Source organism: Streptococcus sanguinis, from assembly GCF_026781265.1.
GTDB lineage: Bacteria > Bacillota > Bacilli > Lactobacillales > Streptococcaceae > Streptococcus > Streptococcus sanguinis_T.
In genome coordinates, this window is the sequence record NZ_JAKUVC010000001.1 from 118,166 (window position 1) to 141,939 (window position 23,774).

The 23,774-nt window shown below is 44.2% G+C and carries 21 protein-coding genes and 1 pseudogene; all 22 read right to left on the reverse strand.

Annotated elements, in window-relative coordinates:
* Positions 1-7: 7 nt before the first annotated feature.
* On the reverse strand, positions 8-562 hold the full coding sequence (gene folE / locus MK370_RS00580; protein ID WP_002896758.1) for a GTP cyclohydrolase I FolE: 555 nt from the start codon (positions 560-562) through the stop codon (positions 8-10).
* On the reverse strand, positions 543-1,937 hold the full coding sequence (locus tag MK370_RS00585; protein ID WP_268683744.1) for a bifunctional folylpolyglutamate synthase/dihydrofolate synthase: 1,395 nt from the start codon (positions 1,935-1,937) through the stop codon (positions 543-545). Before MK370_RS00585 ends, folE begins: the two co-directional genes overlap by 20 nt.
* 1 nt (position 1,938) lies before the next feature.
* A complete protein-coding gene (folP, locus tag MK370_RS00590) occupies positions 1,939-2,892 on the reverse strand; it encodes a dihydropteroate synthase (protein WP_268683745.1) in 954 nt (317 codons plus the stop codon).
* Between the two features lie 194 nt (positions 2,893-3,086).
* Complete coding sequence (locus MK370_RS00595; protein WP_268683746.1) at positions 3,087-3,725, reverse strand: type II CAAX prenyl endopeptidase Rce1 family protein; 639 nt, start codon at positions 3,723-3,725, stop codon at positions 3,087-3,089.
* Positions 3,726-3,842: 117 nt separating this feature from the next.
* Positions 3,843-4,025 (reverse strand): annotated as a pseudogene (locus MK370_RS00600) (type II CAAX prenyl endopeptidase Rce1 family protein); the annotation flags it as partial.
* 189 nt (positions 4,026-4,214) lie between these two features.
* A complete protein-coding gene (locus tag MK370_RS00605; RefSeq protein WP_268683747.1) occupies positions 4,215-5,408 on the reverse strand; it encodes an acetate kinase in 1,194 nt (397 codons plus the stop codon).
* Positions 5,409-5,444: 36 nt separating this feature from the next.
* Positions 5,445-6,410, reverse strand: coding sequence for a class I SAM-dependent methyltransferase (locus tag MK370_RS00610; RefSeq protein WP_268683748.1), 966 nt, complete (start codon positions 6,408-6,410; stop codon positions 5,445-5,447).
* An 81-nt stretch (positions 6,411-6,491) separates the two neighbouring features.
* The gene (gene comGG / locus MK370_RS00615) at positions 6,492-6,884 is read right to left on the reverse strand and encodes a competence type IV pilus minor pilin ComGG (RefSeq protein ID WP_268683749.1); all 393 of its coding nucleotides are present in this window, start codon (positions 6,882-6,884) and stop codon (positions 6,492-6,494) included.
* Positions 6,865-7,302: a competence type IV pilus minor pilin ComGF gene (gene comGF, locus MK370_RS00620; RefSeq protein ID WP_268683750.1), complete on the reverse strand. Its 438-nt coding sequence runs from the start codon at positions 7,300-7,302 to the stop codon at positions 6,865-6,867. Before comGF ends, comGG begins: the two co-directional genes overlap by 20 nt.
* Positions 7,286-7,579, reverse strand: coding sequence for a competence type IV pilus minor pilin ComGE (gene comGE / locus MK370_RS00625; protein ID WP_268683751.1), 294 nt, complete (start codon positions 7,577-7,579; stop codon positions 7,286-7,288). Before comGE ends, comGF begins: the two co-directional genes overlap by 17 nt.
* Entirely contained in the window at positions 7,545-7,979 is a 435-nt protein-coding gene (gene comGD / locus MK370_RS00630) for a competence type IV pilus minor pilin ComGD (RefSeq protein ID WP_268683752.1), read from the reverse strand. The genes comGE and comGD overlap by 35 nt, the downstream gene beginning before the upstream one ends.
* Positions 7,939-8,256 carry a competence type IV pilus major pilin ComGC gene (gene comGC, locus MK370_RS00635; protein ID WP_268683753.1) on the reverse strand — a complete coding sequence of 106 codons (318 nt, stop codon included), beginning with the start codon at positions 8,254-8,256 and terminating at the stop codon, positions 7,939-7,941. The genes comGD and comGC overlap by 41 nt, the downstream gene beginning before the upstream one ends.
* A complete protein-coding gene (gene comGB / locus MK370_RS00640) occupies positions 8,256-9,290 on the reverse strand; it encodes a competence type IV pilus assembly protein ComGB (RefSeq protein ID WP_268683772.1) in 1,035 nt (344 codons plus the stop codon). Before comGB ends, comGC begins: the two co-directional genes overlap by 1 nt.
* Positions 9,220-10,161, reverse strand: a complete 942-nt coding sequence (comGA, locus tag MK370_RS00645) for a competence type IV pilus ATPase ComGA (protein ID WP_268683754.1) — start codon at positions 10,159-10,161, stop codon at positions 9,220-9,222. The genes comGB and comGA overlap by 71 nt, the downstream gene beginning before the upstream one ends.
* A 129-nt stretch (positions 10,162-10,290) precedes the next feature.
* Positions 10,291-10,671, reverse strand: a complete 381-nt coding sequence (locus MK370_RS00650) for a DUF1033 family protein (protein ID WP_268683755.1) — start codon at positions 10,669-10,671, stop codon at positions 10,291-10,293.
* A gap of 318 nt (positions 10,672-10,989) precedes the next feature.
* Positions 10,990-12,096, reverse strand: a complete 1,107-nt coding sequence (locus MK370_RS00655; protein WP_268683756.1) for a glycosyl hydrolase family 8 — start codon at positions 12,094-12,096, stop codon at positions 10,990-10,992.
* A gap of 8 nt (positions 12,097-12,104) precedes the next feature.
* On the reverse strand, positions 12,105-13,415 hold the full coding sequence (locus tag MK370_RS00660) for a glycosyltransferase family 2 protein (protein ID WP_268683757.1): 1,311 nt from the start codon (positions 13,413-13,415) through the stop codon (positions 12,105-12,107).
* Positions 13,408-13,551: a hypothetical protein gene (locus MK370_RS00665; protein WP_002896778.1), complete on the reverse strand. Its 144-nt coding sequence runs from the start codon at positions 13,549-13,551 to the stop codon at positions 13,408-13,410. The genes MK370_RS00660 and MK370_RS00665 overlap by 8 nt, the downstream gene beginning before the upstream one ends.
* A gap of 11 nt (positions 13,552-13,562) precedes the next feature.
* The gene (locus MK370_RS00670) at positions 13,563-14,351 is read right to left on the reverse strand and encodes a hypothetical protein (RefSeq protein ID WP_002896779.1); all 789 of its coding nucleotides are present in this window, start codon (positions 14,349-14,351) and stop codon (positions 13,563-13,565) included.
* Entirely contained in the window at positions 14,344-15,501 is a 1,158-nt protein-coding gene (gene wecB, locus MK370_RS00675; RefSeq protein ID WP_268682768.1) for a non-hydrolyzing UDP-N-acetylglucosamine 2-epimerase, read from the reverse strand. The genes MK370_RS00670 and wecB overlap by 8 nt, the downstream gene beginning before the upstream one ends.
* 762 nt (positions 15,502-16,263) lie before the next feature.
* On the reverse strand, positions 16,264-19,911 hold the full coding sequence (gene rpoC / locus MK370_RS00680) for a DNA-directed RNA polymerase subunit beta' (protein ID WP_268683758.1): 3,648 nt from the start codon (positions 19,909-19,911) through the stop codon (positions 16,264-16,266).
* Between the two features lie 40 nt (positions 19,912-19,951).
* Positions 19,952-23,518: a DNA-directed RNA polymerase subunit beta gene (gene rpoB, locus MK370_RS00685; RefSeq protein ID WP_268683759.1), complete on the reverse strand. Its 3,567-nt coding sequence runs from the start codon at positions 23,516-23,518 to the stop codon at positions 19,952-19,954.
* Positions 23,519-23,774: the final 256 nt, after the last annotated feature.

Below are 23,774 nucleotides of genomic sequence, written 5' to 3' on the forward strand. Positions count from 1 at the left end.
GATAAGATCAATGTCCCATCAGCTTGTAAGCTTCATTTTTTAGGTCCTTGTCCGTCGCTAAAACGCCACGCGCTGCTGTAGTAACCGTTGCAGTGCCAGGCTTTCTGACTCCGCGCATATTCATACACATATGCTCAGCTTCCACCCAGACCAAGGCCCCCTGAGCACCCAGATAGTCCATCAAGGCTTCAGCAATCTCTACGGTCAATCGCTCTTGAATCTGCGGTTTCTTGGCATAGACCTCTACCGTTCGGGCCAGCTTGGACAGGCCTGCTACCCGACCATTAGGCACATAGGCGATGTGAACTTTCCCGTAAAATGGTAGGAAGTGGTGCTCACACATGGAATGAAAGAAAATATCCTTCTCCACTACCATATTATTGTCAATGATTTCAAAAGACTTAGCCAGATGCTCTTCAGCAGTCTCGCCCAGCCCAGCAAAAATTTCCTGGTACATTTTAGCAATGCGCTGTGGCGTCTCCTGCAAGCCTTCGCGGCTTCCGTCTTCTCCAACCGCCTCAATAATCTGGGCTACAGCTGCTTCAATTTTCTTCGTGTCCATATATGCTCCTATGTTCATTTTTATTTTTTGATAATTTACTTGACTGAGAAGGACGCTCAGCAAAGGCTAACTTGCGATTCTCAAGGATTGATTTTCTAACCTGAGCCAGAAAATAAAGAGAACCCGTAATCAGCAAAAGCTCATCTGACTCATGCTCTACTGCTAAATAATCTGCTAAATAATCCGGCCATTCTTTGTAAGACAGACCTTGCTGCTCAGCCAAGGCTTGCATACTTTCTTTAGAAAAACTCCGCGGATCAGCAAAGGCTGTCAAGCTTATAGCTGCTTTGGGAATCTTTTGCAACAGCTCCACCATATCATCCAAGGCCTTTGTCTGAATGCAAGCAAATAAAATGTGCTTTCTATAAGTCGGATAATGCTGATCCAATGTGGCTGCTAGCGACCGCAGGGCATGAGGATTATGGGCTCCATCCAAAAGGATGAGCGGCTGATCCGATATTCTTTCCCAACGCCCTGGCCATACAGCAGCAAGCAAGGCCCTCTCAACCTCTTCTTTTGTCAATAAGGGCAGCGACTGCAGCTGACAATATAGGTCACACAAGTGCAGAGCTAGTCCAGCATTGTCCGCCTGATGCAGTCCCATCAAAGCTGTTTGATATGAGTCTTTGGCCCGATAGGCATTCGAAAAGGAAAAGCTCTCCCCCTTCTCTGACTCTTGATGTTCCACTTGATAGTCTTGAGACCAAGAAAAGAGCGGAGCATCTTTTTCAGCAGCCTTCTGCTCGACTACTGCCAGAGCCTCTGGCTCTAACCTACCGGTCACAATGGGAACTCCAGGCTTGATAATGCCAGCTTTCTGCTCCGCAATAGCCTCTAGACTGTCCCCCAGCAAGACCACATGATCCAGACCAACTGTCGTGATTGCAGTCAGCAAGGGCTGACAGACATTGGTACTGTCCAAAAGCCCACCCATGCCGACCTCGATAATAGCCACATCCACCTGCTGATGGACAAAATAATCATAAGCCAGAGCAGTTACAATCTCAAACTCAGTTATCCCCTGCAAGCTAGAATCTGTAGCATGCTGGGCTAAGAGTTCTTGATAAAGGCTCAGCAATCGCTGAAGGTCTTGGTCGGAAATCGCATTGCCATTAACGGCAATCTGCTCATTGTAGCTGACTAGATAAGGAGAGGTAAAGGTGCCAACACGCAGGTCTCGCACCTCCAAAAGTTGGCGCAGATGCGCAATGGTTGAGCCCTTGCCATTAGTCCCTGCAATATGGATGACTGGCAGCCGCAAATGTGGATTGCCCCGCAACTCCAGCAAACGCTCCATCCGCTCCAAGCCAAAATTGGGACTGGCTGTCCGATAGGCTTCCAGCCAACTTAAATCAGGTAATTCTTGTTTTTTCATCTTACTTGTACTGACCTAGATTGAGATCTTCTGTCTGCTGCGCTAGACGAATAGCATCGCCAACGGCAGCAGCCATTCGGTGCTTAGCCACTTCGTGCACTCTGACAACTTCAACGCCTCTGCTAGCCGCAAGGGTAGTCAGATGGGCTGAAGCTGTATCACGGTTTTCAAAGCCTTCCTGAGTCTCAGGATTGACCTCAAAGCCGTTTTCTTCTAAGATACTAACGAGAAACCGCTTACGAGAAACCCCAAGAAAAATAGGAAAACCAGCCTGATGGAGACTATCCAACTCCTGCAAAATGAGAAGATTCTCCCGCTTTGTCAAACCGAAACCAATTCCTGGATCCAACATGATATTATCACGCGAAAGGCCGGCATGTTCCGCCACCTTCAAAGATTTCTCAAAACACTTCCACATTAGTTCTGCAATCGGCAGCTCTGCAAAAAAAGATAACTCTTCCTTTGTGAAGGCTGATCCAAAGCCAAATTCTGGGAAAATCCTTGAACTGACATGTTGAGGACGAGCCATCACTGGATTAAACATGACAATAACTGGCGCGCCATATTTCGCAGCAGTTTCTGCCATCTTTTCATCGCCTAAAAGACCGGTAATATCGTTGATGATATCTGCACCCGCAGCCAAAGCCGCTGCAGCCACTTCCGACTTCCAAGTGTCTACAGAAATCACAATGTCACTTTCCCGACGAATAGCTTCAATGACTGGCACCACCCGCTCTATCTCTTCTTGAATAGCCACAAAATGACTGCCTGGCCGCGTAGACTCACCACCAATATCCAGCATGTGAGCTCCCTCAGCAATCAGCTTTCTAGCTTGAGCCAATGCCGTCTCAACCGTATTGTAGCGTCCGCCGTCCGAAAAGGAATCTGGCGTCGCATTGATAATACCACAGAGGCCCGTTCGGCCATCTGGAGCAATTGCTTTTAGATTCACCATTTGACTTTCATCTCATTTCTATCGATTGCCCTGCTCTTCAACAAAAAAGGCACACTCATCTAGTGTACCGCAAAGCTCTCAGCAGATGCAGCATCCAGTCCTATGAACTGCACTCGACTTCACAAGAAGACCTGATCTAGTCCCTTGTTTCATTTACCATTTTACCATAATTCTTCTATTTGACAAAACACTTTCTAAAAGCAAAAGGGTAAAAGGCTGAGAATAATCATATTTCGGAGAATATGGGCCAGCATAGACAGCTCCAAACGCTGTAAATAAGGCCTGAGGAGATGGGCAAAGACCAGTCCCAAAACTAGATAGGAGAGAAAACACAGAGTTTCCTGAGGATTTTTCGCAAGGGAAAAGCAGAGCAAACCTAGTGCAATCCCCCAGCTCTTCCGATAGCGAAGAGAAAAGTCACTGTCAACAAATTTCGGTGCTGCAGGGGATAAAACGCCAATATCAATCCCCAGAAGCAAAAGAGAAGATGACAGAAAACTCTCCGTCAGCATCTGCTCCACCGCCTGAGCTGACTCGACCTCCTTGCCACACAGCAGAAGAACCCCTGCAGCATTGACCAAAATCATCAAAAAGTACAAGAAAAGCAGGTGTCGATAATTGCTTGACTGACGCAGGGAACCTTTGATTTCCTGCAGTTCTCTGGAAAAATAAAAGGCACAACAAAAAAGCAATCCCAGCAAGCCCACAATAAAAAGCAGATTAGCCTGACTAAAGACCAAGCGATGAGGCATTGGATGAATCATGAGCAGCAGTCCCGTCTGAGTCAACATAGCCAGCAGTAACAATTGAATGATTTTCTCTAATTTCAGCATATTCTCTCCATTCTTCTCTTATCATTATAGAAGAAGTAAGAGCAATCTGGGAGAAATCCCCTCAAATGTCCTAATTTGTGCCTCAAATGACAAAAAAAGCAGATATTCTCTGCTTTCCTACTTGTTCACCAAACCTGTCAGTATCATAATGAGTACTGCAACTCCATTTCTCAGCATGTGTGCCAAAATAGACATTTCCAAACGCTTAAATATGTAAGCAACTGCGGCTAAAACAGCACCCATACCTGCATATATAACAAAACTGCCGATATTGGTCGGACCATGAAAAAGACCGAGTATAGCTCAATTTTCTCTTTTTGTATAGCCAATTCTTAACTGCAAGCATCTTGTATATCACGGGTTGGGAACTAATACTGATAGTGACTATGAGATCGAATCGCTCAATGTTTTCAAGGCCAACAACCAAGAAAATCCTTTTTTAAAACATACAAAAAGCCCAGTCAAACTGAGCTTTTAGATTTTCTTAATTTATTGATTTTTGAATCGTTCGACATCACGCGCGATGACCAATTCTTCGTCAGTCGGGATAACCAAGACTTTGACCTTGGCATCAGGATTGGAAATCACGCCTTCTGCACCACGCACATTCTTTTCTGGGTCTACGTCACAGCCAAACCAAGAAATACCATTAATAACCAATTCACGAATGGTCACAGAATTCTCACCGATTCCTGCAGTAAAGATGATAGCATCAGCTCCATTCAAAACAGCAAGATACTGACCAATGTATTTCTGAATCCGATCGACAAAAATATCGTTAGCTAATTGGGCCTTGGCATCACCTGCCCGCATCGCCTCATGGATATCACGCATATCACTTGACTTCTCAGAAACGCCAAGCAAGCCAGATTCACGATTCAAGACACGGCTAATATCTTCTGGAGTATTAAAGTCATCTGTGTATTGCATCAGGTAAGGAATGATGGCTGGGTCAATATCCCCTGTACGAGTTCCCATCATGACGCCACCAAGTGGTGTGAATCCCATAGAGGTATCTACAGAAACGCCCTTGTCAACTGCTGTGATGGAAGCTCCGTTACCGATATGGCAAGTGATAAGCTTGAGTTCTTCAATCGGACGACCCAAAACTTTAGCAGCATCTTTCGCTACATACTCATGGCTGGTACCGTGAGCCCCGTACTTGCGAACCTTGTTTTCAGTGTAATATTTAGTCGGAATCGGATAGCGATATGCTTTTTCCGGCATAGTTGTATGGAAAGAGGTGTCAAAGACTACCACGCTGGTGATGTCTGGCAGAATTTCTCTAAAAGCACGGATACCTGCAGCGTTGGCTGGATTATGCAATGGAGCCAGAAGAGACAACTCTTCTACCTTTTGAATCACTTCTTCATCAACGAGAGCTGAATCCTTAAAGTATTCACCGCCAGCCACAACACGGTGGCCCACACCGGTAATCTCATCATAAGATTCAATGATATTAAAGCGTTTCAAATCATCCAGCAAAATTTTTACGGCCTGCGTGTGATCTTCAATATCAAGAACCTGCTTTTCTGATCGACCGTCAAATTTCACTGTTGAAATAGAATCCTTGAGACCAATCCGTTCCAGCAGGCCCTTAGCCAATACTTTTTCTTCCGGCATCAAATAGAGTTGCCATTTTAAGCTTGAGCTTCCTGCATTAATAGAAATTGTTTTCGACATTTCTTCACCTCTTTAAGCGTTTTCAAAATCATTATATCAAAATTTTGTTTGAATTTCACTATCTTTGTACCAGTTTTGAAAACTTTGACGGAATTTAAACATTTCATCATGATCCTGCAAATCCCGCAGAGGATAGATAAATGGCTGAATGTTATTCGCTTCTTGCTTCCTCAAGACAAAAAGAGTTTTGGCATGCTTGCTGCTTGAGAAAATAGACTCTGGCAAGGTTATCATCGCAATAAACTGAGCCTTGGCTAGGAGCCATTTTTTCAGCAGAGGAGCTTGAGCGCTGGTCAAGAGGTCATTCGGCGCCAGAAATATAGCATAACCTCCCGGTTTCAGATATTTGAGTGACTGCTCCATTAGAAGATGGTGGGCATAAGTGTGCTCATCCAGACTAGCCACTTCATAGCGAGAGGCAATACTGTCGTCTGGATAATAACCGACCGGTAAATCACTGATAATGATATCACTCTCTTTCAGAACCTGAGGCCGAACTGCATCCCCCTGAGCAAAGTGGGCCTTAGAGTTCATAACCTCTGCAATGCTGGCAGAAAGGTCGATTAATAAATCATCTAGTTCCAGACCCAGATAGTCTATCTTCTTTTGAGTATGGTTGAGAATAGTCTCAGCCAAATTCCCAGTCCCACTGCCGATTTCTAATACATCAGCTTCCTCTCCGTGAGCTAGCTGGTCCAATAAGAAAGTAATCAGAAAACCAATTGTATCAGGTGTGAACTGGTGGTTGACCTGCATGGGCTCCGTCTGGGCCGCCTTCATCAGGATAAACTGATAAGCTCTCCGCCACTCTTCCTTGTTCAAATGCAGAGAGCGGATTTTTTCATCGTTGGTCAGAACTTCTTGTAAGTCCGTATCTCCATCTAGGTAAATGCCGTTCTGCTCAATCAGAGCATCATAAAAATTGGTCGCCAGAGCGTTTTGGATATTCTGGATGTTTTCGAGAATCAGAGTATAAGCTTGTTCTATCTTTTCAAAATTCATGGAATCCTCCGTTCATCCTATCATACCAAAAATAAAGCCCCTTTCCAAGATATATAAAATTACAAAGATTTTACAGTTATATTAGTCCGACTTACCAGGTTCGTCCGAAATCGCTTTCTCTTTTTTATCAGTTGCTTTCTTGTCTTCCTTTGCTTTATCCTCATCTTTCTTAGAAGTACTAAAAGTAAAGGAATAGGAATGCCCGCTGCTGAGTCGACTGCTGATTTCCAGTTCCTTCCCTTTCTTACTGTAGACCGTCTTGCCTTGCTCAAACTCCATCTCACCGCTATTATCCTTGGTTGTAGCTTTTGTCAGAACTGCTATTGCATAGGCTTCTGTTCTTTCCCTGTTGAAAAGCTGCAAACGCTGACTGCTGACTTGACGGTTGAGATAAAACTGCAAGAGCAGGCTAAAGACAGCGGCCATCAGCAGCGCATACAGTAAAATACCAGCCTCAACTTTCTTCTTCCACACGATAGACGAACTCCCTCTCTAAGCCTTTTTCAAAGCGAAAATGAAGATGGACAAGCTTACCGTCCTGACGCACATCAGCTGCTTCCAAACCATAAATCATAGGCTGGTAGCCGCGACCGCTCTTATCTGTTTTACGGAAATCATCTCCCTTGGATTTACCCAAGGCCAAGTCCCTGCCATCCTGTCTGATGTAGATTTTATTGTCTTCTACCTTGTCAAATTGACTTCGCGAAAGCTCCGTCTCCAGTTGGTCGGCAAACAAAAGCCACTCTTGCTGTTGATTGTTCTCCTGCTGATGCAGTTCTGAAGATATGAGCTGGGTCATGGCCTGAAAGACTAACACCCCGCCACTGAGAACCAGCAAGGCTACTAAGGTCTCCAAGAGAGTAAAGGCCTTGACTTTAAGGTTTTTGGGCACGGATAACTACCTCCCCTTCGTGATAGACCAGCAGCTGCTTATCTGTCTTAAGCTGACGCACAGCAATTCCATTGATATGAAGCTCTTCTTGTCCTGTTTGCAGGGCCATACGAGCTACCCGAAGCACCTCTTCCTGCTGCAGAAGAATCCGCTGCTCTTTACGAGACCGGCTAATCTGTCCCAGAAGCAGACTGGCAATAGCCGCAAAAACTGCCATGGCCACCAGAGCTTCCAGCAGAATGCTAGCCTGAAGCTGTCGTCTTTTTAAACTTTCCATTGCCCATATAAAGCTGGTAAACAACTGTCCTGTCCTCCGTCTGAAAAATAATCTTGCTGAGTGATGAATTTCCACCGGCTCGGTCAAACTGGATGACCTGCTGCTCATGATTTTGCAGAGTTTGCGGAAAATCCAGCTCTTGATAGCCATTGGAAATTTGGCGCTCTGAAATCTCTAGAGAAAGCTTCTCATGACCGGCTAAGCTCAGCCTCTGCGTCTCCTGATAGAGCCTCTCAAACTCTAAAAAGAAGAGTTGCTCTTGAACCTGATTGAACCCAGCCCTTACCGAGCCAGATAATCCTAGTAGTAGAAAACTAACAACAAAAAGAACGAGGAGACTTTCCAGCAGTGTAAAAGCCTTAATTGGCAACTGCTTGAGTTTCGCCACTGTGTTTGCCATAGTAAGCCTTATATGAATCCGCCTGTTTCTGGCTGATATTTCCTGCACTGACCAGCTTGCTTAGACTAGCCTTTTCATTGGTATTCTTCAGCTCATAGAGCTCCGCCTGGCTCTCAACGACCTTGACCACCGCTGCAGTTCCTGTATCCGAAACTGCATCCTTTTGCTTGTTCAGATTAGGCACAAAGAGCAGCAAGAGTACGCTGATAACCAGCAAAACAATCAGCATTTCCACAAGGGTGAATGCTTGAACTTTTAAGGTATTAAGTTTTTTCATTACAAATGAACCTCCATATTCTGATAAATGGGCAAGAGCATTGCCGCATAAAGTAAAACAATCACTAAGGCAATAAAAATAAATACTAGGGGCTGAATGAAATTCATGGCCCGGTTGATACGTAGGAAAAATTCCTCCCAAGTCTTTTCAGCATAGACTTCCAGTTCACTCCCCAGCTTGGACTTGACCTCACCATACTCAATCATCAAAGACAATTCTTTCTTAAAGAATGGATAGCTTGCCACCTTGTCCGCATAGCCCTGACCACCCTGCAAAGCAGCAGCCATATCTTCTCCGATTTCCTGAAAGAGCTGGGAAGGCTGCTCTTGCATAATCGCAAAAATCTGACTCAATTCCAGACCCTGACCAATCATATTGCCCCATTCACGAGCATAATAAGCAGTCAAGTAGGCCTGGACCAAACGTCCAATAAAAGGCAGAGCTGCTAGTTTACTGAAAAAACGAATCTTTGATGACTTTCGATAGTAAAAGAGAGCCACTGAAACCAAGACAGCTAAAGCAAGGCTGCTCCACAAAAAGATCTGAGGCAGGTGATTAATCAGCCGAGTAGCTAGATTCTGGCTGTCCAATTGAGGCAGAAGATAATTGCGCAAGCCCAGCATTATAAGAACCAAAAAACCCAGCAGCATGAGAGGATAGGTCCCCACCTCTATCAATTTTTTCTTAACCTTGGATAGATTTTCCAGATAGGCCTCAATTTTGCCCAGACTTAGCGTCAGATTGCCATGCAGCTCAGATAAGGAAAGCTGGGTTACAACGCTGTTGGAAAATCCCAGTCGACTGACAATCTCTGAAAAGGACTGACCAGCTGACAAGCCTGCCCGCACTTCTGCCACATAAGCCTCCTCCAGCAAGGCACTTCGTCTCAGAAAGTCTACAATCTCTGCTAAGTGAAAACCGCTGCTAAAGAGATTATGAAAGAGCTCAATAATCTTTTTCTGCTTAGGCGTAGACAATTTTTTCTGTCTGCCTTTGCTCAGCACTGATATGTCCTTCTGCAAAAAGCTGATCAATCTGCTGATTCCAGACTGCGGCTTCGTGCTCTTGATAGTTTTGACTGACAAAATCAACGACACCTCCTCCCCCAATTAAACGCTGGTAACAAACACCTTGAAGCACCATTCTTAGCTCGTCCTCACTAACGCCTAATTCCAAAAGTCGCTCATAGACACCGCGAACACTCTTGGCATGAATCGTTGAAAAGACCGTAGCTCCGGTCAAACTTGCCCGAACCACTGCTCTAGCTGTCTCTCGATCACGGATTTCCCCGATAATCAAGAGATCTGGACGATGTCGCAGGGACAGCTTAATCAGCCTGTCATAAGTCATGCCAATGGTTTCGTTCAGCTGCAGCTGCAGAATAGCCTCTTGCTTAATTTCAACCGGATCTTCAATCGACATAACCTGCTGACCAGAAAATTTGAGCTGAGCCAAATGGTACATCAAGGTCGTCTTGCCACTGCCGACTGGTCCTGAAAATAGATAGAGACCGCGAGACTGAATTTTCTTGCGCAGCTCTGGCAATTGCTCGAACCAAAAGCGCAGCTCCCTGTCTTCATCATGCAGGAGTCGGATGACTAGGCTTTCAAAGCCACGGTAATCCCCAACTGTCGACAGACGGATTGAAACCTTGGCTTCCTCGCAGTCATAATCGCAAGACCCAAGCTGACTGCGGCGCTTCTCTCCAACATTCATACCTGCGACAAACTTAAAGTGGCTGATAACCGCTGACAGAAGCTCAAAATCATAAGTCTTTATAAAGCGACGTTCATCACCAATCCTCATATAAAGCTCATAGCAAGTAGTCTTAGGAATGAGGTAAATATCCTGAGCCCCTTCTTGCCGAGCCTGCCTAATCATTTCTTTTGCAATTTCTTGAACCATACATCCTCCTCACCTTACTATTCGCAAAAAATCCAGAAAAAGAAAAAACAGCGGAAGAAACTTAACTTCTAGTAAGTTAGGTCTCTTCTGCTGCTCTATTATCAGATTTGCAAAATATATTCTGTCGATTTAAAGAGGCTTAGCGGTTTTTAATTTGACTGAGCAAGCTCGGTGCTTTTCAAGGCCGTTCTGCTTAGTATAGCCTGGCCGGTACTTGCTCTTAGGAATCTTGCACTCATTCTCCAGCAAAAACAGCGAGTGATACTGCTGAACATTTTCATCACATTCCTCGCACCAGCGCTGATCCTCCGGATCCCAAAAAATTGTCATTAAATCACTACGGCTCTTATACAAAGGTGACTGCTCTTCCATCTGCAGCCAGCGGTTTTTATAATATTTAAGGGCTTCATAATAATCATCGAAGTGCTTCTTTGCAATGACATCTTCTTCCCAGCCATCCAGGAACCACCATGGTTCATAGTCCCCGTACATCTCAATTACACAATACATACTCGTCCTCTCTTTGTACCGTATATTATATATAAATTCTTTGGCGAACAAAACTATTTTGCTCAGAATCAGAAAAGAAGAACTGCATTAGAACGGAGACAAGCACATCACTCTTCATAATATGAAGATTAATCTCACGGGTAGTAATCTTAATAACCTTAGGAACAAATGTTGTGTTCTTATAAATGCTTTCTATTTTAACGGCCTGCGAAATAAATCTTAATTTTTTTATTCAAAAAAGGTGAGACATATTTCATTTTGTCCCACCCTATTGTCTGCATAATCTTAAGCAAAATTTTTATTCTACTTGTTTATACATTATAAAGTTTCTAAAGCAACCATCGTTGTCACAGCTGCGTCATAGTAATTATCTGACGGCAAACCTTGCATGAAGAGATATTTATTTTGCTGCACCAATTTGCGGAATTCTATATTGTTGTTAGCCGCATAGAATACTGGAGCGGTAAAGCTGCCAGCCTGATTACTATTGAGAGCTTTCCCTTTCAGAGTGTAGCCCGCATAGATCTTTTCTTGACTGAGGAAGAAGTTCAACATCTTCTTCAGCATTTTTTGGCTTTTTTCATCCTTGCTTTGAGCCAGGTTGTAAGGAAGTCGGCAAGCATTATAAGAATAATAGCCATCATTTGCAGACTCTACCGTATTAGGCTCAGCAGCCCGAACTTTGTCACCCTCAACCCAGATAAAGTCTGGTATCAAAGCAGTCTTATTATCAGCGCTGATTGCTTCAAGTTTGCTAAGCATCTTATCTCGGATTGTCAGCCACTGCTTATCCTTTGTCAACTCATAGAAAGCTTGGAACTGCTGCGGCAATGTATCAGAAGTCCGCATGAGATTATAAAATTTCGATTCTGCATTTGCCCAGTTCCCAACCGTCAAAACGCCGTTGCTTTCATTATAGTTATATGCCAAGACATCTTTCAGAATAGCCTGAGCCTGATCTTGGTATTCTTTCTCCTTGTCCGGCCACTGTTTAGCTGCCTGAATCAAAGCATAGGCAATGTAAAGATCGCCGTCTGTAGCGTTATTTTCGTCTTCATGATTGCTCTTACCATCCTTAATCGTCTGCTTCCAAGACATGAGCTGGGTATCTTTCAGACGATGAGCTAGATAATATTGATAGAGCTTTTCAAAATCAGCTGAACTTGCCTGGCCCTGCTTAGCTGCATCCACAGCAATCACCATGCCATAACCTTGTGCCTCAGACAACACAACATCTTCAGTCTTACTGTTTGTCGTCCTGATATAAGACAATTTGTCCTTGGTTACGACATATTCTTTAGACCATTGGCTGTATATCTTCTTTTTGATATTAGGAGTACTGCCCATGCGGGTGTACAAGAGGATACCAGCCAAGACAGCCAGAATTGTCACAAACCAAATAAATCTTAATCTTGTTCTTTTCACACTTTCTCCTAACCTGCAAATCGTTTTGTTTTAACCCACTTGGTTTCTTTCCGCTTCAAAATCTTGTCCAAGATAACAGATCCTACTGCATCTAAAGAAACAACGATAAAGAGCTGAGAGTAAGTCAAATAGGACACAAGGGCCAGCCAAATCTGTTTGGTGGTCGCCTGTCCAAACTGAGAAGCTAGGGCGATATTGATCTGCAAAAGATAAAGCAAAATCATCAGAAGCCAGTTAAAGAGCATCAGCTGGACGATATAGATATTCTGAGCATCAAAAGCGAAAGGAATCCGCACATCCGGTATAAAGAGCTGAGTAATCATCGCCGCTACATTGGCAAAGAAAACCAAGTCAGATAAGACAATCGCCAAATTAAACCAGAAGAAGATACAAGAATAATTGAAGACTTCCAGTTTCACGCGCCAATTACCGCCGCTAAAAAGATGCTTGAAGTTGTCAATAACCACCTCGTAATTTCCCTTAGCCCAACGCTTACGCTGCAAGTAATAGGACTTGAGGGTCTCAGGTTCTTGCTGGAAAGCCTCTGAGTTATAAGCCAAGGCAATCAGCTTGCCGCTCTGCATAATCTTAAAGGAAATTTCCGTGTCCTCTGTCAAGGCACCGTTTTTCCAACCACCGATACTCTTAACAAACTCAGTGTTAATCAAGAAGTTTGTACCTGGAATCCGTCCAATCTTGAAGAGATGCCACATACCTACGTGGTAAACACGCTGAGTTACAACGATTTCTTGGTTGATACAGCGAGTCAGGAAGTTCTGGTTGGCATTACGGGTCTTATTACGTCCAAAGGAAGCAACGTGGCGTTCTGGATCTTCCAAAACTTTCTTGACTAGGAAGTAGAGGGCATTCTTTTCTGGCATGGCATCCGCATCATAGACACAGATATATTCACCCTTAGCTATCTTCAGGGCATCATTCAGCACCCCTGCCTTACCTCCCGTACCAGTACGGTCTGTAATTGTAACATTGCGTCCAGCATACTCAGGCATAGCCTGTACTTTCAGCATTTCCTGATAGGTATCGTCCGAGCAGTTATCCGCAAAGAGCAGAACTTCCACTCGATCATGAGGATAGTCCAAATCCAGAATGGCCTTAGTTGTCTGAGCGATAACCACATCTTCATTGTGGGCAGGGACAACGACTGTAACCATAGGATAATGCTCCAATGGGCTGGTATCCACGTTGAAGTCACTGCGTTTCATCCAGAAATGTACGGAAGAGCATAGAATAACCAAGGCCCAAGCCAGAGACATCCAGATGGAGAACAGAGTGACAATCATAATAAGTTGACTAATCATGACGAGTCACCGCCCTAAAATTTTTATTGACCCGATTGTAAATAACCAGATAATAAATAAAGAGGACCAAAAAGCTAATAGCAAAAAAGATACTTAGCACCATAGAGATGATAAAAAATACTTCTGTTAAAGACATGTGTTTACCTCCTAGTATTCTACGATAATGTCGGTTTCAAGCTGACGCTCCAGATTGCTCAAAGCGTCATCAAAATTATGGAATTTGTCAATGTTTTGAGCGTTCAATTTTAAACTGCCGGACTGAAACTGAATTTTTTGGTCAGTTTTCTTATTCTCAAAGTGCATCATCGTTAAATCGTCACGCACTTTCTCTTGGAAATATTCCTTGACTTCCTGATCCAGATCTTCTACCAGAACGAGAAAGTTACCATTGGATACATAGTAAACTGTTTCTACATTCTGAAAGTCCCAGTTAAGCAGTCGTAAAATTCTCTTGAGCATCCGCTTGTACTCCCGAGAGTGAATTTGATAAAAATGATGATTGTGTGCCCAATGGACCAGCAAAGCCTGAAAGGCTGGAGCTTGTTTCTGATTTACTTTCTGAACCATTTCTTCATAAGCCTCAGCAGCATCTTCACTGTCATCCTGCACTAATCCCAAGCGCTGATGGAGATAGAAATTCACTCGGCTGGTCAGCCAAGCGCTGACAGGGAAGACGTAAAGCAAGAAGAGAACCTGATTGTCCGGTAGATAGGTTACATCAAAGAGTAAGATCAGAGTTGCGATAACCACACCCAGAATCATAGCCCATGTCACCAAGAGATCAGATAGGACAAAGACACTAAAAATACCTAATAAAATCAGCGCGATTCCGATATAAAATATGTTAGCTGCAAAATTCCAACTGTAGAAAAGAATTAGTCCAATTGCCAGTACAAAGACGGCTAATGATTTTTCTAGTCCTTTTTTCCTAAACATTCTTTACTCCTGTCTTAAATTCTTCCGGCCTAGCCGTCTGCTTAAAATAGTGGGCTATTGCTTGAGCAATCCGCTCAGAAGCCTTGCCATCACCATACGGATTGCTGGCTTGGGCCATTTCCTGATAGAGTGACTCATCTGTCAGCAGGGCTTCCATTGCCTCTGCTACTGCTTGAGTTTCTGTACCGACCAGCTTCAAGGTGCCGGCTTCAACTCCTTCTGGTCTCTCTGTTGTATCACGAAGTACCAGTACAGGCTTACCTAAGGAAGGTGCTTCCTCTTGTACTCCGCCTGAGTCTGACATGATGAAATAGCTTTTAGCTGCGATATTATGGAAATCCAACACATCTAAAGGCTCAATCAGATGAATCTTCTCATTGTCACTCAGAATTTCTCTGGCCGCCTCCTGAACCGCTGGGCTCAGGTGAACGGGATAGACAATTTCTACATCATCATGGGCATCTACAATCTGCCGGAGAGTTCGAAAGACCCTTCTCATCGGCTCACCTTGATTTTCCCGGCGATGCATGGTCACCAAAATCATCTTGCGAGCTGGATTAATACGGTCAAGCACCTCGTGATGATAATCAGACTGGACGGTCAGCTTGAGAGCGTCGATAGCTGTATTTCCTGTCACAAAAACCGTTTCTGCTGGATGGTTTTCCTTGAGCAAGTTAGCCTTGCTCTGATCTGTTGGCGCAAAATACAAGTCCGTTAATGAGTCAGTCATCTGACGATTCATCTCTTCTGGGAAAGGAGAGTATTTATTCCAAGTACGCAAACCAGCTTCTACGTGGCCGATACGAACTTGATTATAAAATGCTGCAAGACTAGCCGCAAAAGTCGTTGTCGTATCACCGTGCACCAGCATAATATCTGGCTTGTTTTCCTTTAAGATATCATCCAGCTTATGCAGGATCTTGACAGTAATATCTGTCAGGGTTTGATTCTTCCCCATAATATCCAAATCATAATCAGGCTTAATCTTAAAAGTCTCAAGTACCTGATCCAGCATCTGACGATGCTGAGCAGTCACAACTGTTGTTGTCTCAAACAAGTCTGCCTGCTTCTTCAGTTCAATAACCAGTGGAGCCATCTTAATTGCTTCTGGACGAGTTCCAAAAACAACCATTACCTTAATTTTCTTCATTTTTCCTCACCAAAAATCAACATTGTTATATTAACTTTTTACTAAAAAATGTTTGTTTTAAGTAACCTTAGTTATTTTACCATCAAGCGTTTCAATAATCAAAGCATGAACTATTATTTTATACTTTCTTAATAGTAATTTACATGTTGGTAACTTATTTAAGATTATTTTAATTTTCTTAACTTAATTGTAACTTAAAATTACTGAAATTTTCTGGTTTTATCAAAAAAATAAATAAAAAGGAAAGAACTTATAGGCTTAAAGCCCTGATTTATGCAGAATTTTGTGTTTTTTACCTATATTTTTTTATCTTTATTCATTGTAATAAAATATTATTCTATTTGTAATCTAATTGTTTTCTATTCTTTATATTTCAAAAGCCTCCCTTCATGAATGAGCTAGCTAGATAAACGCCAGCTACTGTTCTCCACAATCTTCGACCACCACCATTAAAACCAACCTCCTCTTTTTTAAAATTTCAAACCTGCCCCTCCTACTATTTTAGGATTTTTAAAATAGTATAACCTAGCGCTATCATACTACAAAAAACCAGCTACCTCCCTGATTAAAAATGAATATGTCGTCTCGCATCATAGAAAAACTGAAATAGAAAATCTCGAGTGTTTCTTCTATAGTTGTTTATTCATAAAGGAGAACTTAAAAACAACTTTCTAAGTATATTATAGGATAATATTTAGTGGCGGGCAAGAAATTATCGGCTGCAACAAAAAATCCCTCCCGAAAATCGGGAGGGAAAGTTCTTTATTTAAGAACAATATTTTCTTCAGTTTCAAATCCACCTGGAAGTTCTGTCACTTCGTCGATAATTTCAACTTCATTGACAGCCTGAGGTTCCAGATTGCGGTAGCGGGCCATACCAGTACCAGCTGGGATAATCTTACCGATGATAACATTTTCCTTGAGTCCGAGCAGATGGTCTTTCTTACCACGGATAGCAGCATCTGTCAGGACACGAGTTGTTTCCTGGAAGGAAGCTGCAGACAGGAAGCTATTTGTCTCAAGGGAAGCTTTGGTGATTCCCATGAGGACTGGACGAGCTGTCGCAGGCACACCGCCAGAGATAACCACATCACGGTTAGCATCTGTGAAGTCTGTAATATCCATGAGAGTTCCCATGAGAAGATCTGTATCTCCTGGATCCATAACGCGCACCTTGCGAATCATCTGGCGAACCATTACCTCAATGTGTTTGTCGCCGATTTCTACCCCTTGGCTGCGGTAAACTTTTTGTACCTCAGCAAGCAGGTAAGTTTCAACAGACAAGACATCGCGGACAGCGAGCAAGTGCTTCGGCTGGATAGAACCTTCAGTCAAGGCAGCACCGCGAGAAACTTGGTCGCCCACTTCAACCTTCATGCGAGCTGTAAATGGCACCACGTATTCACCTTCGCCAGTTGCACCAGTAACAAAGACTTTCTTGGTACGAGTAGATGCATCTTCTTCGATAGCAGTAACTTCACCCTTGACTTCAGTGATGACCGCTTCCCCTTTCGGATTGCGGGCTTCAAAGATTTCTTGAACACGAGGAAGACCTTGCGTGATATCGGTATTAGAGGCAACACCACCCGTGTGGAAGGTGCGCATGGTCAGCTGTGTACCAGGCTCCCCGATAGATTGAGCAGCGATGGTTCCGACTGCTTCACCGACTTCAACCGCATCACCCGTTGCCAAGTTAATACCGTAACAATGACGGCAGACACCGTGGCGGGTGTTACATGTAAAGACTGAGCGAATCGTCACTTCGTCAACACCAGCATTAACAATCTCGCGCGCCTTGTCTTCTGTGATCAATTCATTTGGACCAATAATGACAGCACCAGTTTCTGGATGTTTAACCGTCTTCTTGGTGTAACGACCATTGAGACGCTCTTCCAGAGACTCGATCATTTCCTTGCCTTCTGTGATAGAAGTGATGAGCAAGCCGCGATCTGTACCACAGTCATCTTCACGGATAATCACATCTTGGGCAACGTCAACCAGACGACGAGTCAGGTAACCTGAGTCGGCAGTCTTAAGGGCCGTATCTGTCATACCCTTACGAGCACCGTGGGTAGAGAAGAACATTTCCAAAACAGACAGACCTTCACGGAAGTTAGACAAGATTGGCAATTCCATGATACGTCCATTTGGCGCAGCCATCAGACCACGCATACCGGCCAACTGGGAGAAGTTAGAGATGTTACCCCGCGCTCCAGAGTCCATCATCATAACGATAGGGTTCTTCGGATCCTGGTTGGCAACCAGACGTTTTTCCAATTTCTCACGAGCTGCCCGCCATTCAGCTGTAACGGCATTGTAGCGTTCATCGTCAGTGATCATACCACGGCGGAATTGTTTAGTAATTTGTTCAACACGCTTATGGGATTCTTCAATAATCTCAGCCTTGTCTTCGACAACTGGGATATCAGCGATACCCACTGTCAGACCAGCCAAAGTAGAATGATGATAACCCAGATTCTTCAAGCGGTCAAGAAGAGCAGATGTTTCTGTTGTACGGAAGCGTTTAAAGATTTCCGCAATGATATTCCCAAGATTTTTCTTCTTAAACGGAACATTGATCTCAAGCTGTTCAATGACTTCCTTGATGTCTTGCCCTGACTCCAAGAAATACTTAGCTGGCACACCTTCTGTCAAATTAGCATTAGTCGGCTCTTGCAGGTAAGGCAATTCCTCTGGCATAATTGCGTTAAAGAGAATTTTACCAACAGTAGTAATCAAAATCTTATGCTTCTGGTCCTCTGTCCAAGGCTTATTAAGACTGTCGGTTGCAATACCAACACGAGTATGCAAGTGAACATAGCCATTGCGGAGGGCCATAACCGCCTCATCCATATCCTTGAAGATCATGCCTTCGCCTTCGCGGCCAGCCTCTTCCATGGTCAGGTAGTAGTTCCCCAAGACCATATCCTGAGACGGTGTTACAACTGGTTTACCATCTTTCGGATTCAAGATGTGCTCAGCAGCCAGCATGAGGATACGAGCTTCAGCTTGCGCTTCCTCTGACAATGGTACGTGGATAGCCATTTGGTCACCATCAAAGTCGGCATTGTAGGCTTCACAGACCAGCGGATGCAAACGAAGAGCTTTACCGTCAATCAGAACTGGCTCGAAAGCCTGAATTCCCAAACGGTGAAGAGTCGGTGCGCGGTTAAGAAGTACAGGATGTTCCTTGATGACTTCTTCCAAAATATCCCAGATACGCTCATCTCCACGTTCTACCAAGCGTTTAGCCGCTTTAACGTTTTGCACGATGTCACGAGCAACGATTTCCCGCATCACAAACGGCTTGAAGAGCTCAATCGCCATTTCACGCGGCACACCACATTGATACATTTTCAACGTAGGACCAACGGCGATAACGGAACGACCTGAGAAGTCAACCCGTTTACCCAGCAAGTTTTGACGGAAACGGCCTTGTTTCCCTTTGAGCATGTGGCTCAAAGACTTAAGCGGACGGCTGCCTGGACCAGTAATTGGACGGCCACGGCGACCGTTATCAATCAAAGCATCAACCGCTTCTTGAAGCATACGCTTCTCATTTTGAACGATGATACCAGGGGCATTTAGTTCAAGCAAACGAGCCAAACGGTTGTTACGGTTAATGACACGACGGTAAAGATCGTTAAGGTCAGACGCCGCAAAACGACCACCGTCCAGCTGTACCATCGGACGCAAATCTGGCGGAATAACCGGCAGGATATTGAGCACCATCCATTCTGGCTTATTGCCAGACTTGTAGAAGGCATCCAAGACATCCAAACGACGGACAGCCTTCACACGTTTTTGCCCAGTCGCAGTTTTTAATTCCTCTTTGAGAACAGCAATTTCAGCTTCCAAGTCTACTTGTTTCAAGAGATCTTGAATAGCTTCCGCTCCCATCTTAGCTACAAATGAGCCTGTACCGTACTCGCGTAAACGCTCACGATATTCACGTTCTGTCATAATTGACTTGTGCTCTAGCGGTGTATCCTTAGGATCAATGACCACATAAGCCGCAAAATAAATGACTTCTTCCAAAGCACGTGGGCTCATATCCAAAGTGAGTCCCATGCGACTTGGAATTCCTTTAAAGTACCAAATATGTGATACAGGTGCCTTCAATTCGATGTGCCCCATGCGCTCACGGCGAACCTTGGCGCGGGTTACTTCAACACCACAGCGGTCACAAATAATTCCCTTGTAACGAATCCGTTTGTACTTACCACAGGCACATTCCCAGTCCTTAGTCGGACCAAAGATAACTTCATCAAAAAGACCTTCGCGTTCAGGTTTGAGTGTGCGGTAATTGATTGTTTCAGGTTTCTTCACTTCCCCATAAGACCATGAACGGACCTTATTGGGAGAAGCTAGGGTGATTTGCATACTTTTAAAACGATTTACATCAACCACTATTTCTTACCTTTCTTCATTTTCTAATCAGTGTGAATTCTTATTCTTTTCCTTCAGCATCAAAAGCTGCTTTCGCTTCTTGAGCTGCTTTTTCACGCGCTTTTTCAAGATCATCAACGTGAATCACGTCATCATCTTCACCTTCGTCTAGGTCACGCAGTTCTACTTCATTATCATCTTCATCGAGAACACGCATATCTAGACCAAGAGATTGCAACTCTTTGACAAGAACGCGGAAGGATTCTGGCACACCTGGTTTTGGAATTGGTTTCCCTTTAGTAATTGCTTCATAAGCTTTCAAACGTCCGTTGACATCATCTGACTTGTAAGTCAGGATTTCTTGTAGAACGTTAGAAGCACCGTAAGCTTCTAAGGCCCAAACTTCCATCTCACCAAAACGTTGTCCACCAAACTGAGCTTTACCTCCGAGCGGCTGTTGGGTAACCATTGAGTAAGGACCCACTGAGCGGGCATGGAGTTTGTCATCTACCATGTGGTGGAGCTTGATCATGTACATGACACCGACAGATACGCGGTTATCAAATGGCTCACCGGTACGTCCGTCATAAAGAATAGTCTTGGCATCGCTGTCCATACCAGCTTCGCGTACTGTATCCCAGAGGTCTTCTGAGCTTGCTCCATCAAAGACTGGTGTTGCAATATGGATGCCCAAGTTACGAGCTGCCATACCAAGGTGAAGCTCCATAACCTGACCGATGTTCATACGAGATGGTACCCCGAGTGGGTTCAACATGATATCAACTGGTGTTCCGTCTGGCAAATAAGGCATGTCTTCCACAGGAACGATACGGGATACAACCCCCTTGTTTCCGTGACGACCAGCCATCTTATCTCCGACCTTAATCTTACGTTTTTGAGCGATGTAAACACGAACCAGCATATTAACGCCAGATTGCAGCTCATCACCATTAGCACGGGTAAAGATCTTCACGTCACGAACCACTCCATCGGCACCGTGCGGCACACGCAGAGAGGTATCACGGACTTCACGAGACTTGTCTCCGAAGATAGCGTGCAAGAGACGTTCCTCAGCTGAAAGGTCTTTTTCACCCTTTGGAGTGACTTTCCCGACTAGGATATCGCCTTCTTTGACTTCCGCCCCGATGCGGATAATACCCATTTCGTCCAAATTGCGCAGAGCATCTTCCCCTACGTTTGGAATTTCGCGGGTAATCTCTTCAGGGCCAAGCTTGGTGTCGCGAGTTTCTGATTCGTATTCTTCCAAGTGAACAGAGGTGTAGACATCGTCTTTCACCAGACGCTCACTCATGATAACCGCATCCTCGAAGTTGTAACCTTCCCATGTCATGTAGGCAACGATTGGGTTTTGTCCCAACGCCATTTCTCCTTTTTCCATAGAAGGTCCGTCAGCGATAAAGTCGCCTTTTTCAACGACATCGCCAACTTTTACAAGGGTACGTTGGTTGTAAGCAGTTCCTGAATTAGAACGGCGGAATTTTTGAATTTGGTAAACATCAAGAGAACCATCTTCACGGCGGACTTCAACCTTGTCTGCATCCGCATAGGTAACCTTACCATCATGCTGGGCAATGACTGCTGCACCAGAGTCGTGGGCAGCTTGGTATTCCATACCAGTACCAACATAAGGCGCTTTTGGATCAATCAAGGGCACAGCCTGACGTTGCATGTTAGCACCCATGAGGGCACGGTTGGAGTCGTCATTTTCCAAGAAAGGAATACACGCTGTCGCTACGGCAACTACCTGCTTGGGCGATACATCCATGTAGTCTACTTGGTCTGATGGGAATTCTTGGTTATTACCTTGGTGGCGGCCCATAACGATAGGCTCTGCAAAGCCACCTTTTTCATTCAGCTTGGAGTTAGCCTGTGCTACGATAAATTCATCTTCCTCATCAGCGGTCAACCAAACGATTTCGTTGGTTACCACGCCAGCTTCACGGTCTACCTTACGGTAAGGTGTTTGAATAAAGCCATATTTGTTAAGGTGTCCATAAGAAGACAAGTTATTGATCAAACCGATGTTTGGTCCTTCAGGCGTTTCAATCGGACACATACGACCGTAGTGAGTATAGTGCACGTCCCGCACTTCATAACCAGCACGGTCACGTGTCAAACCACCAGGTCCTAAGGCAGAAAGACGGCGCTTGTGAGAGAGTTCAGACAGCGGATTGTGTTGGTCCATGAACTGTGACAACTGTGAAGAACCAAAGAATTCTTTAATGGCTGCAGTCACAGGGCGGATGTTGATGATTTGCTGCGGAGTCAGTACTTCATTGTCTTGTACGCTCATCCGTTCGCGAACATTACGCTCCATACGAGAAAGTCCCAGACGAACTTGGTTGGCCAAAAGTTCACCAACTGCACGAATACGACGGTTCCCCAAGTGGTCAATATCATCTACACGACCGATACCTTCAGCCAAGTTAAGGAAATAACTCATCTCAGCCAAGATGTCAGCCGGTGTTACTGTCCGAACCTTATCAGACGGATTTGCGTTACCAATGATAGTGACAACACGGTCTGGATCTGTTGGAGCCACAACTTTGAACTTCTGCAACTCTACAGGAGCTGTCAAAACAGCAGAATCATTTGGAATATAAGTGATTTTGTTCAAACCATTGTCCAGCTGCTCTGCAATGCTGTCAATGACAGTGCGGGTCATCAGCGTTCCTGCTTCAACCAAGATTTCTCCTGTTTCAGCATCTACCAATGGCTCTGCAATGGTTTGGTTCAGCAAGCGTGTTTTGATGTTGAGTTTTTTGTTAATCTTGTAACGCCCAACAGCCGCCAAGTCATAGCGATGCGGATCAAAGAAACGAGCCACAAGCAAGCTACGTGAACTTTCAGCCGTTTTAGGCTCACCTGGACGAAGACGCTCATAGATTTCTTTCAAAGCTTCATCTGTACGAGAGTCCATAGGGTTCTTGTGAATATCTTTTTCAATGGTATTGCGCACCAAGTCACTGTCACCAAAGATGTCAAAGATCTCATCATCGCCTGAGAAACCAAGCGCACGAACCAAGGTCGTAAATGGAATTTTACGCGTCCGGTCAATACGAGTGTAGGCAATGTCTTTTGAGTCTGTTTCCAACTCCAACCATGCTCCGCGGTTTGGAATAACCGTTGAACCATAGCCGACTTTCCCATTTTTGTCAACTTTATCGTTAAAGTAAACCCCTGGAGAACGCACCAACTGGGATACGATAATCCGCTCACCACCATTGATAATGAAGGTCCCCATTTCAGTCATTACTGGGAAGTCACCAAAGAAGACTTCCTGAGTCTTGATTTCACCAGTTTCCTTGTTAATCAGACGGAAAGTCACAAAAATTGGTGCTGAGTAGCTGGCATCGTGAATACGAGCTTCTTCCAGCGTATATTTTGGTTCACGAATTTCATAACCGACAAATTCCAATTCCATGGTGTCAGTAAAGTTTGAAATCGGAAGTACATCTTCAAAGACTTCCTTCAAGCCATGATCCAAGAAATCTTTAAAAGAATCTGTTTGAATCTCAATCAAGTTAGGTAAATCAAGAACTTCCTTAATTCTTGAGAAACTACGACGGGTACGATGTTTCCCGTATTGAACGTCATGTCCTGCCAAGTTTTTACTCCTTTATAAAATAAGATACGAAGCCCTTTTATGAATCAAGAAGGCGCTCTAGACCTTTAAAGACAAAAAATGAGAATCGTCTTTTAATCGGCCATCCTTTTCTTAACTCTTTCAGAGCAAGTTCAATTAAATCTTTTTAGAGGAAATCCCCTATCTGTTTCGCTAAACCACAAAACAGCTACAATCAGTCCCTTTTATCTAATTTTCAGAATTATTAAATATTGGTTACAAAATTTGTTTTTTCTAA

Bases quoted from the DNA above. Each gene is read 5' to 3' on its own strand.
- comGD (WP_268683752.1), bottom strand. From the start codon at position 7,979: ATGGCAAACACAGTGGCGAAACTCAAGCAGTTGCCAATTAAGGCTTTT.
- wecB (WP_268682768.1), bottom strand. From the start codon at position 15,501: ATGAAGAAAATTAAGGTAATGGTTGTTTTTGGAACTCGTCCAGAAGCA.
- comGE (WP_268683751.1), bottom strand. From the start codon at position 7,579: ATGGAAAGTTTAAAAAGACGACAGCTTCAGGCTAGCATTCTGCTGGAA.
- MK370_RS00670 (WP_002896779.1), bottom strand. From the start codon at position 14,351: ATGTTTAGGAAAAAAGGACTAGAAAAATCATTAGCCGTCTTTGTACTG.
- MK370_RS00665 (WP_002896778.1), bottom strand. From the start codon at position 13,551: ATGTCTTTAACAGAAGTATTTTTTATCATCTCTATGGTGCTAAGTATC.
- MK370_RS00610 (WP_268683748.1), bottom strand. From the start codon at position 6,410: ATGAATTTTGAAAAGATAGAACAAGCTTATACTCTGATTCTCGAAAAC.
- folP (WP_268683745.1), bottom strand. From the start codon at position 2,892: ATGGTGAATCTAAAAGCAATTGCTCCAGATGGCCGAACGGGCCTCTGT.
- folE (WP_002896758.1), bottom strand. From the start codon at position 562: ATGGACACGAAGAAAATTGAAGCAGCTGTAGCCCAGATTATTGAGGCG.
- comGA (WP_268683754.1), bottom strand. From the start codon at position 10,161: ATGGTTCAAGAAATTGCAAAAGAAATGATTAGGCAGGCTCGGCAAGAA.
- MK370_RS00660 (WP_268683757.1), bottom strand. From the start codon at position 13,415: ATGATTAGTCAACTTATTATGATTGTCACTCTGTTCTCCATCTGGATG.
- MK370_RS00585 (WP_268683744.1), bottom strand. From the start codon at position 1,937: ATGAAAAAACAAGAATTACCTGATTTAAGTTGGCTGGAAGCCTATCGG.
- comGC (WP_268683753.1), bottom strand. From the start codon at position 8,256: ATGAAAAAACTTAATACCTTAAAAGTTCAAGCATTCACCCTTGTGGAA.
- MK370_RS00605 (WP_268683747.1), bottom strand. From the start codon at position 5,408: ATGTCGAAAACAATTTCTATTAATGCAGGAAGCTCAAGCTTAAAATGG.
- MK370_RS00650 (WP_268683755.1), bottom strand. From the start codon at position 10,671: ATGTATTGTGTAATTGAGATGTACGGGGACTATGAACCATGGTGGTTC.
- MK370_RS00595 (WP_268683746.1), bottom strand. From the start codon at position 3,725: ATGCTGAAATTAGAGAAAATCATTCAATTGTTACTGCTGGCTATGTTG.